This is a genomic window from Streptomyces sp. NPDC056527 (assembly GCF_042794475.1).
Taxonomy (GTDB): domain Bacteria; phylum Actinomycetota; class Actinomycetes; order Streptomycetales; family Streptomycetaceae; genus Streptomyces.
Map to the genome: position 1 here is coordinate 1 of NZ_JBHTTQ010000053.1, position 16,400 is coordinate 16,400.

Below are 16,400 nucleotides of genomic sequence, written 5' to 3' on the forward strand. Positions count from 1 at the left end.
GTCGGCGAGGGTGCCGACCCGGTCTCCGTCGAGCAGGCCGCGGCGCAGGCCGGCTACCCGGCCAAGGTCCTCTCCCTGATGGACGAGCTGACCCTCACGCTCCCGCGCAAGATCCGCAACGAGACCCGGCGCGCGATCGAGGAGGCCGGCGACACCTGGACCGGACACCCCGCGAACGCGGTGATCGACCGAATGGTCGACGAGTTCGGTCGCACCGGCCGCAGCGGCGGCGCCGGCTTCTACGAGTACGCCGAGGACGGCAAGCGGGCCGGGCTGTGGTCCGGACTCCGCGAGCACTTCACCCGGACCGACGTGGACATCCCCTTCGAGGACATGAAGGAGCGGATGCTCTTCTCGGAGGCGCTGGACTCGGTGCGCTGCCTGGAGGAGAACGTCCTCACCTCGGTCGCCGACGCCAACATCGGCTCCATCATGGGCATCGGCTTCCCCGCGTGGACCGGCGGTGTGCTCCAGTACATCAACGGCTACGAGGGCGGGCTGCCCGGTTTCGTGGCACGCGCCCGTGAGCTGGCGGAGAAGTACGGCGAGCGGTTCACCCCGCCGGCGCTGCTCGAGCGGACGGCCGAGGAAGGCCGAACCTTCCACGACTGACCAGGCGGCCGCGGTCTCGCCCGAGTCCGCGGCCCACTCGGCCTCCCGCCGGAGAAACCCCCGCCCCCGGCGCCCACCGGGAGCTCGGCCGCGGGAGAAACCCTCGCCCCAGTGCCCGCCGGGCGCCCCCTGCCGGCCACCACCCCATGGCCCTGCCCCGCCCCGTTCTCGTCTCACCAGCCAGTTCCGTACCTGCCCTCACAGCCCCACAGGCCGCCGTCCCAGCGCAGGCTCCCCCCTTCGAAGCAGCACGCAGAACTTCCCGCGCCATCGCCCGCCCACCCGCGAACATCCATTCCCGGAGGTCGTCTTGCGTTCCGTGCCCGCCCCGATCGAGCAGCGTCCCCCCTCCGTAGCCCACTTGTTCCTCAGCCGAGTCGAAGCCACCCCCGACCGCGCCGCGTACCGCTACCCCGCTCCCGCCCGGCTCGGTGCCGAGCCCGGCCCAGAGCAGTGGATCACCCTCACCTGGGCTCAGACCGCACAGCGGGTCAAGGCGCTCGCCGCCGGCCTGATGACTCTCGGCGTCCGCGCACAGGACCGCGTCGCCATCGCTTCCGAAACGCGCATGGAGTGGGTCATCGCCGATCTGGGCACCATGTGCGCCGGCGCCGCCACCACCACGGTCTACCCCAGCACCAACGCCGACGAGACGGCGTACATCCTGGCGGATTCCGACAGCCTCGCGGTGTTCGCGGAGAATGAGCAGCAGCTCGCGAAGATCGTCTCCACCAAGGACCGACTGCCCGGACTCAAGCACGTCATCCTCTTCGACGGACCGGCCCACCCCGTCACTGCCGAAGGGCTGAACATCCTCACCCTCGCCGAGTTGGAGCACCGCGGCGATACGTACCTGGAGGGGCACCCGGACGCCGTCGACCGCGCCGTAGACGCCATCAGCGGCCTGCAACTCTCCACGCTGATCTACACCTCCGGCACCACCGGCCGACCCAAAGGGGTGTTCCTGACGCACGATGGCCTGGCCCACCAGGGAGTCGCCCAGGCCGGCAGCGAGCTGATCCGTTCGGACGACGTGCAGCTCCTGTGGCTTCCACTGGCGCACGTCTTCGGCAAGGCCCTGATCTCGGGACAGATCCACACCGGCCATGTGCTGGCCGTCGACGGCCGCGTGGACCGGATCGTGCTCAACCTTCCGGTCATCCGGCCGACCGTCATGGCCGCCGTTCCCCGGATCTTCGAGAAGGTCTACAACGGCATAGCGGCCAAGGCCAGAGCCGATGGCGCCGCCAAGCACCGGGTCTTCCGCTGGGCGGCCTCCGTCGCCCGCGAGTACGCACGAACCACCGAAGCCGCCAGAATCGCCCAAGGCCGGGAGGGCGCGCCCTTGAGCCTGAAGCTCCGGCACGCCCTCGCCGACAAGCTCGTCTACGCCAAGATCCGGACCGCCTTCGGCGGCCGGCTGCGCCATGCGATCTCCGCCAGCGCCCCTCTTGCTCCCGAACTCGGCTACTTCTTTGCGGGAGTCGGGGTACGCGTCCTGGAAGGCTACGGTCTGACCGAGACCTCAGGGGGTGCCGTCGTCAACCGTGCGCACGACCTGCGGATCGGCACGGTCGGCGTCACTCTGCCCGGCTTCGAGGTCCAGCTCGCCGAGGACGGCGAAGTCCTCTTGCGCGGACCCTGCGTCATGCGCGGCTACCACAACCTCCCCGAGAAGAGCTCCGAGGTGCTGACCGATGACGGCTGGTTTCGAACCGGCGACATCGGCGAACTCGACGTGGACGGCTTCCTGCGCATCACCGACCGTAAGAAGGACCTCTTCAAGACCTCCGGTGGCAAGTACGTCGCGCCGAGCGAGGTCGAGGGCAAGTTCAAGGCCGCCTGCCCCTTCGTCAGCAACATTCTGCTGATCGGAAGCAGCCGGAACTTCTGCACCGCGCTGATCGCACTGGACGACGCGGCGATCATGCCCTGGGCCGCGGAACACGGTCTGGGCGACAAGGACTACGCTGAAGTCGTCGCCACCGAACAGGTCCGGCAGCTGATCGAGAGGTACGTACAGCGTGTCAACGACGGCCTCCAGCGCTGGCAGACCATCAAGAAGTTCACGCTGCTCCCCCGTGATCTCGATATCGAGCACGGCGAGCTCACCCCCAGCTTGAAGATCAAAAGGCCGGTCGTCGAGCGTGACTACGCGGAACTGATCACAGCGATGTACGAAGGCGCTCTGGAAGCCTGAACATCACAGCTCTGGAGGGAGGCTGGGCGGGGGGCAGGCTGTCGCCCATGCCTGCAAGGACAGTTGGTGAAGGGCACGGGGACGGGCCCCTCGCCCATTCGTCCAGGAAGCCAGCATCGCGCGGTCGATCTCGGCGCCGGTACGGGCCACGGCAACGGGCCAGTCGTCCCTGAGGGAGGCGGACAGATGCTCGCGGTCCGCGTCCCGCTGGATCATGGTCGGCCCGCCCGGGCGACGAGCACGGCATCCTCGCCGTCAGGAAGTCCGACTCGGGGTCCCTCGCCACCTCATGGGGGCCGAGGACCTCGTGCGCGCCGCTCATGTCCAGCGCCGCCGATTCACCGTTCTCGAACCGGCCCAGGAAGATGTCAAAACTCATGGGTCTTCTCTCACCTCAGGTCGAGGCGTTCGTCAGCAGGGGCCGTACTCGGTCCGTCGCCGGTGGACAACTTGCCCGGCAGGTCTCGGGAGGCCATGGCCCACCACACGGGGCCGGGTCGAGCGGGCCAGCCACTCGGGTGACAGCGCGGCCGCACCAGTCGCACAGAACCGTCGCATGGGCACCCGCGGCCTCAAGGACCCCGGCAGCGTCTTGGGCGGCTTCGAGCCAGTTCGGGGGTCTGGCAGGCGTCTTGATACCGCTCCCCTGGTCGCGTGTGTGCCGCCGGGCGCTTGGCCTGCGCTGTTACAGGGCAATCAGACCGGCTGCGGTCTCCTTGAAGCCGCAGGCGCCGAAATAGAACGGACGAAGGCGCTCCTCGAAGTCGACGTGAAGCCATTCGCACTTCGCGGCACGGGCTTCACGCGCTGCCGCTGCAACCAGCGCGGCCCCAACTCCTTGCGCCCGGTGATGCTGGGCGACCACCGTGTCCAGGATGAAAGCGTGGGCTCCGCCGTCCCAGACGACGTTGACGAAGCCGATCAGGGAGTCTTCTTCCCACGCGCAGACCCAGCCCAAGCTGTGGCGTTCAAGCCGTGTTCGCCAGTCGGTCTGAGCGGCCGGGTCTCCGAAGCCCTCGGCGTGTAGCGCGTTGAGGGCAGCGTTGTTGAAGCTGCCCCGCCACTGGTAGGTGATCGTCACGTCTCGATCGTAAGGTCCGCCCCGCGTCGGGTGACCTGATCATGAAGCCGGAAGAACTCGCTTGCGGAGAAGCGGGAATCCGGCGCGGCCGAACCTGCCGTTTGAGCATCTTGATGCGGTCGGCTGCTCCTTCGACCGGACCGGAGTTCCAGTCGGTGGTCAGCCCGGCCGTCACCGCGTCGCAGTCGCTGTGGAGGCCGACGGCGAAGCTGCTGATCCCGGGCAGGTTGGCGTCTGCGGCCTCGGTGATCCAGTCGGGCAAGCGGGTACCGCTCAGCGTTGGTGAGCGTTCGGCGAACTTGTCGGCCGGGTCCGCCCTTTCGACTTGCTGGTCCGCTGCGGCTTCGGCTGCGGTGGGCGTCTCCCACCCAGGTTCGGGTTCCGGGCTGGCCGCGGGCAGTTCGCGCAGGCAGGAGCGGTGGGCAGTGACGGTCTTCTCGATAGCGGTCGCGACGTTCTGCCAGAGGTGGAAGCGGTCGGCGACCTGGAGGGCTTGCGGTGCGGCGGTGACGGCAGCCTCGGCGTAGGCGCCGACGCGGTCGCGGCAGATGACCTCGATACCGGGATGGGCTCTCAGCCACGGGGCCTGGGTGGCGGCAGCGCGTTCGGTCAGCAGGTCGAGGACCTGGTGGGTCTCGGCGTCAATGACGACGGTTCCGTAGACATGGCCGCGCCGCAGCGCGAAGTCGTCCACGCCGACCACACGGGGCTCCGGGGCGGTCGGATCGGGCAGGTCCATCACTCGGGGCAAGAGCGTTGTGCGGCTGGTGGCGATGCCCATGAGCTGAGCGCGACAGGCGCCGGCCCGGCCCGCCAGGGCCAGACCGATCGCACCCATCGCCTGTCGCAGCCGTTCGGTGACCCGGCCGTGGCGGCGGGTCAGCACTGACACCCGCTCCACGAACGTCCGCCGACAGCATGGTGCGGTCGTGCATGCGTGCCGTCGACGCCAGGCCGAGAGGGATTCGGCGCCGTCCCACGGGCATGTGGTGCTCCCCTTCCGATGCCCCTGTCCTGTCGCAGCCGCCGAGCCTTTCAACAGGACTTCATCGAAAGAGCAGCACAGTGCGCCAGAGTCTCCCAAGCCTGTGGTCGGCCTTGCGCAACCGGGTCGCAGTGCCTTCCCGGCCTGGCCCGTGCGAGCGCAGGGAGGGCCGGCTGGCAACCCGCCTCGGCGGCGAGCCATGCGGTGGCCCCCGGGCGCCTCGCCGCAGGCCCTGCCGCGCCACCCTGTCATAGACACCCAGCCACGTTCGCCCGGCGGTCGAACCTGCCATTGAGAAAGGTCAGTCACTGTGTCTCAGACCAGCGGAACATCCGGTCTCTTGCCGACCGGCGGACGATGGGAACGCCACCGCGTCACCCACCCGTTCTCCGCCCGACGTGGGCGTCGTGGCCGTCGCCGTCCTGCTCGGCTGGGCACTCGGCATGAAGGGCGGCGTCGTCCCGGTCCCCGCCCCGCGGGACGAGGCGGTGACTGAAGGGAACGGGAAAGGGGTGCGCCGAGCCCGCCGCATCCGTGATTGATCCTCGACCAGGTCGGCGGCCCATCCTTGGCCGTCTTCCCGCGCGCCGCCGGCGTCTCCTTCGGTTTCACCCGGCCCGTCGAACTCGTCGTAACCAACCCCGCCGACGGTAGCCAGTTGCCGGCTGCCGTCACCCCAACGATACCCGGGCACACCCCTTGATCGACACCACCCTCACCTTCGCATGGCTGGCAAGGCCGCCGAACGGTTCCGCTCACCATGGCCACGGAAAGTCACCCGAACTCGATGCCGTCGATCCCGTGCTTCCCGATCTTCTACAGGGTGGCCAAGCGGCTGCGCGAAAACTTGCCACAGCCATGAGGCCCCACGTGGGCAAACACAGCGCCCATGCGGACGAGACCGCACTAACACCATGACAGAACACTCCCCGGATGCCAGTTCTACGGGGAGGCCGCCCGCCTTGTTAGGGAAATCCGGATGCCGCAGTCGCACGAGCCCTGGTACAAACATCGCCCGCCGAGTTGGCCCGTGCCGGACAATCCGTACGCGCCCGAGGGGTACGGCCCGCCACCGCCCCGCTCGCGCCGCCGCCGCTGGCCGACGGCCGCCGCAGGCCTCGTTCTGCTGCTGCTCGTCGGTGCCGGCGTGTACGTCCTCGGCGAGCGCTCCGAAGCGGACCGTGCCCGGGCGGACCGTGCCGGAGCGGAGAGCGGCACCCCGTCGGCCACGGCGCCTCCGAAGGCGAGCGCACGCCCCACCCCATCGCCCGCCCGCATCCCCACTACCGCGGAGATCGCGCAGCGCCGCCTGGCCGGCGAAGCGAGCGCCTGGATCGTCGACGACCGCACCGACCTGCCCCGCCGGAACATCCCGACCGAGGACCTCTGGATCGTCGGCGACACCGCCGTCCAGGCCGTCTACAAGAGGGTCGTCGCCCACCGGCTCAGCGACGGCGCTCAGCTGTGGAGCGTCGACCTCCCGACCCCCGTCTGCGAGACCCCGGTCAACGCGACCCCCGACGGCAAGGTCGTCATCGTCCTCAAGAATGCCGAGGCATGGACCGGAACCCGCTGCAACCAGCTCCAGATGATCGACCTGCGCGCCGGAAAGGCAGGCTGGCACAAGAAGCTGACGGAGACGGGATCGGGTGACGGCACGATCATGGTGGACAGCGCTGTCAGCGGTGGCACCATCGCGATCGTCCAGAGCATGAAGGCCGCGGCGTACAGCGTCGCCGACGGGAAGAAGCTGTACGACATCCCCTTGGAGAACCCAGGGAAGTGCTACCCCGGCAGAGTGGCCGGCGGCGCCCGGCTGCTGGTGGTCGCCGACTGCGCGATCACCGCGCTCGAGAAGGCGTACAGCCAGGTCAGGGAAGTTGACCCGGCCACGGGCAAGGTCCGGTGGCGCATGAGGACAGCCCCCGGGCTGCAGGTCGGCCAGGTGCTCTCCGCCGACCCGGTCGTGTTCACCACCGTGAACAAGGAGAAGGGTGTCGAGGACTGGCGGGTCGTCGCCCTCGGGCCCGACGGCAAGGTCCGCAGGACCATCGACCCCAGGCCGAAGGGGTTCAAGCACTGCGGCGACTCCGTGGACACCAGCGGCAACGCCCAGTCGTGCCGGGAGGCCGTCGTCGGCGGGGGCCTCGTGCTCCTGGGCGGCAACGACCGCGTGGGCGCCTACGACCTCGGAACCGGGAATCTGGTCTGGGGCGTGAAGGACGAGGCCACCTCGTACGGCTACTACCCCCTGCGCGTCGGACCCGGCAGGACAGGGATCGTCTACCAACTGGGCACGCTCAGCAAGGCCGGGCGGGTCTTCCAGGTTGGTCCCGGCGGCGTGGACACGATCAAGGACGTGCTGCGGCTCCCCGCGTCCACCGCGAGGCTCGAGTTCGGGATGGGGGTCGTCGGCGAGAACGCCTACGTGGGTGACCGGCTGGTGATCACGCCCGCCGGCCTGACCGGCGACGACGCCCGGCACGAGCCCCGCATGCTCTCCTTCGCTCCCTGAACATCGACGCGTTCGGCTTCGGTGCGCATGCCGATGTCGTCGATGACCCGCCGGACGTGGTTGATCTCTCGACGGCGCGGCCCCGCGCCCCGTGGTGGGCATGGGCGGCGGTACTCCGCGGCGTGTTGCGGTCAGGAGCCTGGCGGGTGGGGTCGCCGGACGGTGCCTGTGGCTTCCAGTCCGTCACGTGCCATCCCGTACTCGCGGGCGTGGTCGTCGGCTCCGGGCAGGGAAAGGGCAGCCCGGAACTCCTGCTGTGCGTCGGAGTGACGGCCCGTTGCCGCGTAGGTGCTGCCGAGCCGGATGCGAACCCCCATCTCCAGCCATGTGCTCGTCTGTGGGGTGAGCGTCGACAGTGCCTCGTGGTGGAGATCGACGGCCGAGTGCAGGTCGCCTCGGGTTTGTTCCGCGGTGGCCAGCCGTGACAAGGTCGCCGCTCGCAGTGGCAGATCCTCGACCTCACCGGCCAACCCGGCGGCCCGCCTCAGCAGATTCGTGGCCACCTCGTACCGGCCGAGAGCCAGCTCGATCTCGGCCACGAAGCACAGGGTGCTGCTGATCGTCCTCGGTCGGCCGTTCTTCTCGGCGAGTGCCAGGGCGATGTTGTAGTGCCAGAGTGCCTGTTCGTGCCGTCCCTGCTGGTGATGGATGGAGCCGATGTTGCAGTGGGACATGCCGGTCAGCCAGTCGTCGGCGAGGTCAGATGCCAGCTTCACCGCCTTGTCCAGGCCGGAAAGCGCCTCCTCGCTGTTTCCCAACTGCCCCAGCACGATACCCGTCCCGGCGATTGCGCGGGCCTCTTCTCGCAGGTCGCCACTCGCGCGGCCGTGTTGCAGGGCCTCGGCGAACCATGTTCCCGCCTGCCGGAACCGCCCCTGGTAGACGTCGAGGAGGCCCATGCAGTTGCGCAGCGCTGCCGGCATCCGTCGATCAGTGGCCGCCTCCGCGCACGCCAGGGCGAGTTCCAGGGCGGTACGGCACTCATGGTGGTGACCGTGTCCGGCCAGGTGGTCGACGAGGGCTTCTGCCAGCAGACACGTGTGGTCGGCGTGGCCGCCGGCCGCAGCGAAGGCCACGACATCGACGAGCTCGCCACCCATCGACCTCAGCCACGCCGAGGCCTCCCGCCACCCGGCGAACGGCGAACGGGCGGTCGAGCTGGGGTCGGACGAACCGGTGGTGAGTGCGGGAAAGCCGCCGGGCCCCCAGTCGCTGGCCATGCGGCCCGCCGCGGTGTAGAGGTGCAGAACGGCGTCGCGGTCTGCGGCGGCTTCTTCGGGGGCCTCTCCGGCCACGCGCCGCGCATGCGCCTTGACGAGATCGTGCAGCCGGTATCGGCCAGGATGCGGCTGCTGCAACAGGCTGGCGTCGACCAGATCCTCCAGGACACCCTCGGCCTTCTCCTGCGAGCCACCCAGCATGGCGGCGAGCGTGAGCCGGTCGAAGCGGGCGGTGGGGTTCGTTCCCAACGCGCGGAAGCCACGTCGCAGTTCTGGGCCGAGTTGGTCGTAGGAGACCCGGAAGGCGGCCTCCACACTGCGATCCTCGGCCCGCAGCTCCGCGAGGCCGTGCGCGTCGTCGGACATCCGGCCGGCGAGAAAGGCCAGGGTCCAGGACGGGCGGCTCTGCAGTCGGGCACTCGCGATCCGCAGTGCCAGGGGCAGGCCGCCACACCGCCGGGCAAGTTCACGCGCCGCCTCAGGCTCGCCGTCGGCCCGAACCTCCCCGACGAGCTCGCGGAGCAGTCCGACGGCAGCGCCCGTACTCAGCGGCTCAACGGTGAGCCGCAGGTCGGCGTCGAGGCCGGGCAGACGCTGGCGGCCCACGACTATGACCCGACTGCCCGGCCCGGCCGGCAGCAGCGGACGCACCTGCTCGGCACTGTGCGCGTTGTCCACGACCAGCAGCAGCCGCATACCGCTGGTGGCGGCGCGCCACGCTGTGACGAGGTCCTCCAGGCGGTCCGCCGTCTCACCGTCGTCGTTGAGGTTATGAGGTTCGCGCGCGCTGGTCTGGAGCGTGTCGTCCTCGCCGCGGACCGCCCGCAGCATTCGGCGCAGCGCCCGCTGGGGGGTGACGCTTTCGTGGGCGGCGCCGTGTGCAAGCAGGTCGACGAAGAGGCAGCCGTCGGGGTGGGCGTCGCCGATTGTCCATGCGGCACGCACCACCAAGGCGGTCTTGCCGACGCCCGCCGTACCGTCGACCGTCATCACGGACACGGCGTCCTGCGACACAGGGGTGGTGAGCAGGGCGAGGTCCTTCTCCCGCCCGACCAGGCAAGCGATGTCGCCGGGGAGTTCGTTGCGCCCGTTGAAAGAGCGAGGCCGCCCGGGAGCGCTAGGGCGATCGGGAGCGCTAGGGCGATCGGGCACGCCGGGGAGGCAGTCATGGCCGCCGGAAGCTGGGCGTCCGGGTGATGATTCCGGGGACCCGGCTTGGTCGGGGGAGACGGTTTCGGCTGTTCGCGTTCGGGCGGTCCGGCCGAGCAACATCAGATCGTCCCGGCGCAGGACGGCCTGGTGTACGTGGCGCAGCTCCTCGCCGGGTTCCAGGCCCAGCTCGTCGATGAGCCGGCGACGGGTGTCGTCGTAGACGGTGAGCGCTTCGGCCTGCCGGTTGCTGCCGTACAGGGCACGCATCCGCAGGGCGGCGAGCGGCTCGTCGTACGGTTGTGAGAGGGGTATCGACAGGAGGGTGTCCAGAGCGTCCGGGTAGTTGCCGAGCAGGACCAAGCACTCCGCCCGGTCCTGGAGCAGTGCGCGCCGTTGCCGGACCAGCCGTTGCCGTTCGGCAACGGCGAGCGGACCGGGCAGCCCGGGCAGCGGCTCCCCGCGGAGCAGATCGAGGGCCCTGCTCCCGTGAGCGAGTGCCGCCGTGAACTCGTCGGCGGCCTTCGCCCGCTGGGCGCTCGCGGCCTCCTCGGCGAGCTCGGCGACGTCCGTCCGGACTGCGCCGGGCAGTACGCGGTAGCCGCCTCGCTGCCCGTGGATCACCGAGCTGCCTGCGCCGGTGCCAGGCTTGTCGAGAGCCTTGCGCAGCGCGTGGATGTAGCTGGGCAGGACCTTGTGCCCCGTGCCCGGAGGTGCGGTTCCCCAGACGTCGTCGAGGAGCTGTTGGTACGTCACGTAGTAGGGCGCGCGCAGGATCAGCGCGGCGAGTACCGCCTGTCGTCGCACCGGGCCCAGTGCCAGCGGCGCGCTGTCGCGGTATGCCCTGACCGACCCGAGTAGGTCGACCCGCAGATCACCCCCGGCATCGATCATGCCCCTACCCGATGATTTCACGCCCACGCCGAATCCCCATGCCCCCGTGCGTCCAGTGCCCGCCCGCCGCACGAGTCCTTGTGCTTCAGCAGGACTTCATCAGAAGAGCAGCGCGCCACGACAGAGTCTGTCAGGCCCGTGGGCGCCGCGTCTCCTCCACCCAACGCCTCGGAAGGCGACCAGGGCCTGCCTCTTAGTGATCTCGAGGCACGGAAGACACTAGGTTGCGGTAGTGAGCAATGACGAAGTTGCACAGCAGGAAACTCGATGGGTCGTCCTTGTAGAGGCCGAGACCCGCGCTGGCTACGACGACTATCGATGGCATCTGGCCCAGACGCACACCGTCGAACAAGGAGGCCGCGCAGCGGCCGATGAACTGGCTCGGACGCTCGCTATGGAGTACGTCCCTGATGAGGTCGAGGCGCCGGCACGCGACACCCTCGCGCGAAAGGTGTTCCGGGTCGCTGACGGCTCGTGGCTCGTAGAGGCCGGGGGAGGCATCCACAAGAAGGTCCTGTGCCGGATAAGCGTTGCCGAACTGGTGCTTGAGCAGAAGTCTGCGTTGGCGCCGTACGAGCCCGAACCGAAGGATGACACCGCTGCCTCCGCCATGCGCCTGCCATGGCGTCGGAACTGACAGCCCGAGCAGTACAGCCCGTCGGACCAGCAGAACGGCCAGGGAGAGCGTGAGCTCCTGGTCACCTGCCCGACTCCGATGGGCCCACCTGCTGAGACAGATCACCGTGACCGAGAACCCCTCGCTCGCGGGCAAGCCCACCGTCGTCGTGACCAGTCGCGGAGGCTCGTACAAGGAGGGCACCCCTCAGCACGGCGACGACCATGTGCAGGGCTACCTGCAGCAGGCCCTCGGCGTCGGTCTCGGCCTGGATGTCACCTTCATCGTCCCCGAGTTGACCATGGCCCCGATCATGCCGGCGATGGCCGAACTCGTCCCGCTCTTCGAGACCTCCCGCAACGAGTCCCTCGCAGCAGCCGACTTCCACGCCAGGCAGCTCGCCACACAGCTTGTCGCGTAGTCGCACCGGTACATCGGCCGGTCCTGCTCCGCCGTGGTGCCGTCAGCAGGACCGGCTGTCGGCTCCACGGCGCACCCGGCCGGCGAGAACATGCGCGGCCTCCCCGCCGGGGTCCACGCGTCCGTCGTGACCTCGGCGCGATGGTCCGGGGAACCCCGGGCGGTCAGAGGCGTTCGTAGGCCGTGAAGGGCTTCGGCGGTGTCGTATAGGCCTCGTAGCGGGCGACGATGAGGCGGTCCTTGTACTCGAAGAACTTGTCCACGGGGCCCGGGTCGTCGGGGAGACTGCGGGCATCGCGCTGCTCGCCCGTGGCGGGGTCGAGGACGCGGAAGCCGTGGTAGGAACTGCGGTGGCGCGAGGTGAGGACGGTGAGTTTCCCGCCCTGGAGGAGGAGGCGGTATCCGGTGTCGCCGTCGAGGCGGTCGTCGTCGAGGGTGCCGCCCCAGACGCGGTCTCCGGTGGCCAGTTCGAAGGCGGTCAGGCGGTAGACGTCACGGCTGTTCCTCTGCCGGTGCCGGGGCAGGACGTAGAGCCTGTTGTCGTCCACCGCCGCCGTGAGACGACTGGAGCGCTGGATCTCGCCGTAGGGACCGCTGAAATCGATCAGCGGGTTGGGACGGCCGTTCCTGCCGAAGGAGTAGTAGGCCCCGAAGTCGGAGTCGCCGGATTCCGAGGCGGCGACGACCACCGGGTCGGCCGAGACGAAGTCCGCACTGGCCTCCCAGGAGACGGTACGGCGAGCCCCGAGCGGGGCGGACCACAGAAGAGCGCCTGTGGCCGGGTCGAAGGCGGCGGCATGCAGTTCGGCATCGCTCGGGACCTTGTCGCCCCAGGGGTTGTCGGTGCCGCCGCAGGCGAGGAGGGCGGCGACCTGGCGCTCGGCCACCGCGGTCCTGCCCGGGACGCAGTCCTTGGGCAGGGCCGCCTTCCAGCGGGTCTTCCCGGTGCGCACGTCCACGGCGTGCAGGTCGTCCTTCTTGAGGAGCACGGCGATGCCGCTGCCGGCGGACACCGCATACGGCTGAAGGCGCTGGAGGCCGGACCCGGTGGTGGAGAGAGGGACCTGCCAGATCTCACGGCCGTTCTTCATGTCGAGCGCGACGGCGGTGTCGCAGGGCTTGCCCTTGGCCGAGGCGGAGGCGCCGTCCCCGTCGCGGGTGAGGACCAGGACCGAGCCGGCGGTGTCGGCGGCGGCGTGGCAGACCGCCGAGCGGCCGGGCGGTACGTACTCCCAACTCCGTTTGCCGCTGGCGGCGTCGTACCCGCGCACCGCGTCGAATCGGCTGCGGACCAGGATGTCGCCTGACAGCCAGGCTCCGTTGCCCTGCGGTTCGGCCTTGCGGTCCGTGGTGGTGTCCCAGGCGACGCCCATGTCCTCGGCCCCGAAGGAGGCGCACCCGGCGGTGAGTGCGCAGAGGGCGACCAGGGCCGCCCCCCTCGTGACCAGAGCGCGCATGGTCCGTCTGCCGGACGGTGCGTCGTTCAACCGCGCGGTCATGTCCGCTCCCCCCGTGTCGCCGTCGACGGTCCGCCGGACTACCCGCGTTCCTCGGCGGCGATCATCATAGGGAGTCGGTCTGCGCGGACGGAAGGCGCACCCTCTGCCGGCGGAGTACGCCTACGGCCCGGAATCCGCACCCTGAGCCGGGACGATTCCGCCGGCGGCGACGGGGGCGAGGCGAGGAAAGGGGCGGGGCCAACACCCTTCTGCAAGCGTGGCGAAGGGGCGGGGCCAACACGCTTCTGCAAGCGTGGCGTTCGACGGCGGAACCTGGTCCCGGGCCCCACACGACGAACTGCTGGCCGCCGTCGCGCGCGGCCGGCCATGGCCGCCGTCCCCGTCACTGTTCCTTCTCCACGCGGATGGCACGCCGCAGCTCGTCGGCCGCCGTTTGGCTCGTGCCCGCGTGCTGCTCCAGCATGGCCGCCGCGATGGCGTCGAGCTTGCGCTGAAGTGCATGCGTGTCACGCCGTTCGGTGTTCTTCAGCAGAGTGAGCAGGAGCAGGTTGACGGCCGTCATGACGTCCCCCGCGAAGATCAGCCAGGGCACGGGCAGGTGCGCCAGATGTACGGCGACCATGCCGAGAACCAGGAGCACGCACAGGACGTAGAACGGCGGCGAGCTGGTGAGGTTCGACGCCCGCTCGGAGAAGGCGGCGAACCAGTCGCGTCTCTTGCCGCCCCGCTCCGCGGGGTGCTGAGTGGTCATGCCGTCATGCTGCCTCCCCGGCACTCGGCGGTGCGGGATCCCGGGCCGAGCGACGTGCCTGATCACCCCACCGCCAAGCTCGCGGGACGGAACGCCGACGTGGCCGGCCGCTCCTGGTCAGGCAAGTCGCCCGTTCTCACTTCGGCATCAGAACCGTGTCGATGATGTGCACGTTCGCGTTGGCGGTCCGCACGTCGCCGCACACGATGGTTGCGGTGTCGTTCACCTTGTACGAGTCCCCGGAACCCGATGTCGTCAGCGTGCCGCCTTGGAGGGTCTTGAAGGACCCGTCCGCGAGGTCGGCCTTCTCCACCGGCTCGTCCACCACGTGGTACGTGAGGATCTTGGTGAGGGCGGCCTTGTCGGCGAGGACCTTGTCGAGGTCCGCCTTCGGGATCTTGGCGAACGCGTCGTTCGTCGGCGCGAACACCGTGATGTCCTCGGCGTTGTTGAGCGTGTCGACCAGACCGGCCTTCTGCACGGCAGTGACCAGTGTCGACAGGGCCGGGTTGTTGGACGCCGCGGTCGCCACCGGGTCCTTGGCCATCCCGTCCAACGAACCGGCGCCTTCCTTCGGCACCGAAGCGCAGCCAGGACCGAAGGTGCTGTCGGTGTCGTGAGCCGACGCCAGGGGCGCCAGCGCTCCGAGCGAGACCGAGAGGGCCGCGGCGGCCAGGGCGGCCGATACGCGACGTCGGGTGAGCGTGGTGTTCATGACGTGCTCCTCCTACCGGCCGGACGCGGAGCCGTCCGTGGCCGTGGATCGGTTGTCCTCTCACAGAGGCATTCCGTGCTCGGCGCGTCGCCGGATGGGGCCGGCGGCACTTTTCTTCACGGCGGGTGCCGCGGCCGGGGCGTCGGGGGAACGCATCCGAACCACGCCCACGTGCCGAAGTGGAAGCGAGTACAGCGGCCCATACGAAGGCATGGAACGGATCGAGACCGGCATGACACGTACGCACTGGCTCTTCGGCGACCAGCTGGGCCCTGCCTTCCTCGCGGCCGACGACCACGGTCCCTCCCGTGACGCCCCTGTGGTGATGGTCGAATCGCGTGCCGTCTTCCGCCGTCGGCGCTTTCACCGGGCCAAGGCCCACCTGATCCTCTCGGCGATGCGACACCGCGCCTCCGAACTGGGTGACCGCGTGACGTACGTACGGGCCGACACCTATCGGGAAGGGCTGCGGCGGGCCGTGGGTGGCGGACCGGTGACCGTGCACCAGCCCACCTCCCGGGCGGCGCTTGCCCTCGTACGGTCCCTGGACAACGTCACCGTCCTCCCACCGCGTGGCTTCCTGGTCCGCCAGGAGGACTTCGCCGCATGGGCACGTGGGCGACGCGCGCTCCGGATGGAAGCCTTCTACCGGCACGTCCGCCGCGACCACGATCTCCTGATGGAGGGCGGCGGGCCGGTGGGCGGCACATGGAACCTCGACCACGAGAACCGAGAACCGCCTCCACGAGGAGCGCGGACGCTGGGAACCGCCGCTCCGTATCGGCCCCGAGAGGACTCCATCGACGATGAGGTCCGGCGTGACCTGGACCGCTGGGAGCACGACGGGGACGTTTCCTTCGTCGGCCGCGACGGGCCGCGCCTGTTTCCCGCGGACCGGCGGGAGGCCCGCACCGCGCTGCGCCGTTTCCTCCGCCACCGGCTGTCCGGTTTCGGCGCGCACGAGGACGCGATGCTCTCCGGTGACGACACCCTGAGCCACAGCCTGCTGTCCTCGTCCCTGAATCTGGGGCTGCTCGATCCCGTCGAGTGCGTGGAGGGCGCGGAGGCCGCCTGGCGGGCGGGCGAGGCCCCGTTGAACTCGGTCGAAGGCTTCGTCCGGCAGATCGCCGGATGGCGCGAGTACGTCTGGCAGCTCTACTGGCACTTCGGTGAGGACTACCGGAAGTCGAACGTGCTCGGGCACACCGCGTCCCTGCCCGACTGGTGGAACGACCTCGACGCGGACGCCGTGTCGGCCCGCTGCCTGGCGACGGTGCTGCGCCAGGTCAGGGACACGGGATGGACGCATCACATCCCGCGGCTGATGGTGCTGGGGAGCTACGCCCTCCAGCGCGGCTGGGATCCCGCCGCCGTGACCGACTGGTTCCACCGCTGCTTCGTCGACGGATACGACTGGGTGATGCTGCCCAACGTCGTGGGCATGTCGCAGTTCGCGGACGGCGGCCGGATGACCACGAAGCCGTACACCTCCGGCGGCGCCTACATCGATCGCATGAGTGATCTGTGCCCACCGTGCGCCTACCGCCCCAACCGGCGGGTCGGGGAGGACGCCTGCCCGTTCACGGCGGGCTACTGGAGCTTTCTGCACCGGCATCGCGGCTTGCTCGAACACAACGCCCGGACTTCCAGGGCGGTGCACGGCCTCGGCCGGCTCAAGGACCTCGACGCCCTGCTGCGGCAGGAGCGAGGACGAGGCGAGGGACCACCGTGAGTCGGCCGGCGACGGGGTGCGGGCGCGCGGGCGCCCGACCACCCCTCCGG

The 16,400-nt window shown here is 69.8% G+C and carries 12 protein-coding genes; 6 read left to right on the forward strand and 6 right to left on the reverse strand.

The genetic code is table 11. The features are described 5' to 3' along the window. Window positions 1-612, forward strand: a 612-nt coding sequence (locus tag ACFQ7Q_RS23510) for a 3-hydroxyacyl-CoA dehydrogenase family protein (protein WP_383558465.1), incomplete at its 5' end; no start/stop codon positions are given. Between the two features lie 310 nt (window positions 613-922). Continuing rightward, complete coding sequence (locus ACFQ7Q_RS23515) at window positions 923-2,812, forward strand: AMP-dependent synthetase/ligase (RefSeq protein WP_383558466.1); 1,890 nt, start codon at window positions 923-925, stop codon at window positions 2,810-2,812. A 685-nt stretch (window positions 2,813-3,497) separates the two neighbouring features. Here the strand turns inward: ACFQ7Q_RS23515 and ACFQ7Q_RS23520 are convergent. Together ACFQ7Q_RS23520 and ACFQ7Q_RS23525 are read right to left on the reverse strand one after the other, a co-directional pair. Further along, window positions 3,498-3,893, reverse strand: coding sequence for a GNAT family N-acetyltransferase (locus ACFQ7Q_RS23520; protein WP_383558467.1), 396 nt, complete (start codon window positions 3,891-3,893; stop codon window positions 3,498-3,500). Beyond that, window positions 3,781-4,785, reverse strand: coding sequence for a transposase (locus ACFQ7Q_RS23525; protein ID WP_383558469.1), 1,005 nt, complete (start codon window positions 4,783-4,785; stop codon window positions 3,781-3,783). The genes ACFQ7Q_RS23520 and ACFQ7Q_RS23525 overlap by 113 nt, the downstream gene beginning before the upstream one ends. 1,123 nt (window positions 4,786-5,908) lie before the next feature. On the opposite strand from ACFQ7Q_RS23525, the gene ACFQ7Q_RS23530 reads away from it, so the two are divergent. Continuing rightward, a complete protein-coding gene (locus tag ACFQ7Q_RS23530) occupies window positions 5,909-7,393 on the forward strand; it encodes a PQQ-binding-like beta-propeller repeat protein (RefSeq protein WP_383558470.1) in 1,485 nt (494 codons plus the stop codon). 131 nt (window positions 7,394-7,524) lie between these two features. On the opposite strand, the gene ACFQ7Q_RS23535 is transcribed toward ACFQ7Q_RS23530, so the two are convergent. Continuing rightward, the gene (locus ACFQ7Q_RS23535; protein WP_383558471.1) at window positions 7,525-10,656 is read right to left on the reverse strand and encodes a BTAD domain-containing putative transcriptional regulator; all 3,132 of its coding nucleotides are present in this window, start codon (window positions 10,654-10,656) and stop codon (window positions 7,525-7,527) included. Window positions 10,657-10,888: 232 nt separating this feature from the next. Between ACFQ7Q_RS23535 and ACFQ7Q_RS23540 the strand changes: the two genes are divergently transcribed. Next, window positions 10,889-11,293, forward strand: coding sequence for a hypothetical protein (locus ACFQ7Q_RS23540; protein WP_383558472.1), 405 nt, complete (start codon window positions 10,889-10,891; stop codon window positions 11,291-11,293). Between the two features lie 106 nt (window positions 11,294-11,399). Further along, window positions 11,400-11,693, forward strand: a complete 294-nt coding sequence (locus ACFQ7Q_RS23545; RefSeq protein WP_383558473.1) for a hypothetical protein — start codon at window positions 11,400-11,402, stop codon at window positions 11,691-11,693. A gap of 163 nt (window positions 11,694-11,856) precedes the next feature. On the opposite strand, the gene ACFQ7Q_RS23550 is transcribed toward ACFQ7Q_RS23545, so the two are convergent. From ACFQ7Q_RS23550 to ACFQ7Q_RS23560, 3 genes are all read right to left on the reverse strand, one after another. After that, complete coding sequence (locus ACFQ7Q_RS23550) at window positions 11,857-13,191, reverse strand: PQQ-binding-like beta-propeller repeat protein (RefSeq protein ID WP_383558475.1); 1,335 nt, start codon at window positions 13,189-13,191, stop codon at window positions 11,857-11,859. A 343-nt stretch (window positions 13,192-13,534) separates the two neighbouring features. Then, entirely contained in the window at window positions 13,535-13,903 is a 369-nt protein-coding gene (locus tag ACFQ7Q_RS23555) for a hypothetical protein (protein WP_383558476.1), read from the reverse strand. A gap of 136 nt (window positions 13,904-14,039) precedes the next feature. Then, window positions 14,040-14,618, reverse strand: a complete 579-nt coding sequence (locus ACFQ7Q_RS23560) for a fasciclin domain-containing protein (RefSeq protein WP_383558478.1) — start codon at window positions 14,616-14,618, stop codon at window positions 14,040-14,042. 232 nt (window positions 14,619-14,850) lie between these two features. On the opposite strand from ACFQ7Q_RS23560, the gene ACFQ7Q_RS23565 reads away from it, so the two are divergent. Then, the gene (locus ACFQ7Q_RS23565) at window positions 14,851-16,350 is read left to right on the forward strand and encodes a cryptochrome/photolyase family protein (protein ID WP_383558479.1); all 1,500 of its coding nucleotides are present in this window, start codon (window positions 14,851-14,853) and stop codon (window positions 16,348-16,350) included. The last annotated feature ends 50 nt before the right edge of the window (window positions 16,351-16,400 follow it).

What these genes read in the sequence shown, in the direction of transcription:
- ACFQ7Q_RS23560 (WP_383558478.1), bottom strand. Translation starts at nt 14,618, where the DNA reads ATGAACACCACGCTCACCCGACGTCGCGTATCGGCCGCCCTGGCCGCC.
- ACFQ7Q_RS23550 (WP_383558475.1), bottom strand. Translation starts at nt 13,191, where the DNA reads ATGACCGCGCGGTTGAACGACGCACCGTCCGGCAGACGGACCATGCGC.
- ACFQ7Q_RS23535 (WP_383558471.1), bottom strand. Translation starts at nt 10,656, where the DNA reads ATGATCGATGCCGGGGGTGATCTGCGGGTCGACCTACTCGGGTCGGTC.
- ACFQ7Q_RS23565 (WP_383558479.1), top strand. Translation starts at nt 14,851, where the DNA reads ATGACACGTACGCACTGGCTCTTCGGCGACCAGCTGGGCCCTGCCTTC.
- ACFQ7Q_RS23555 (WP_383558476.1), bottom strand. Translation starts at nt 13,903, where the DNA reads ATGACCACTCAGCACCCCGCGGAGCGGGGCGGCAAGAGACGCGACTGG.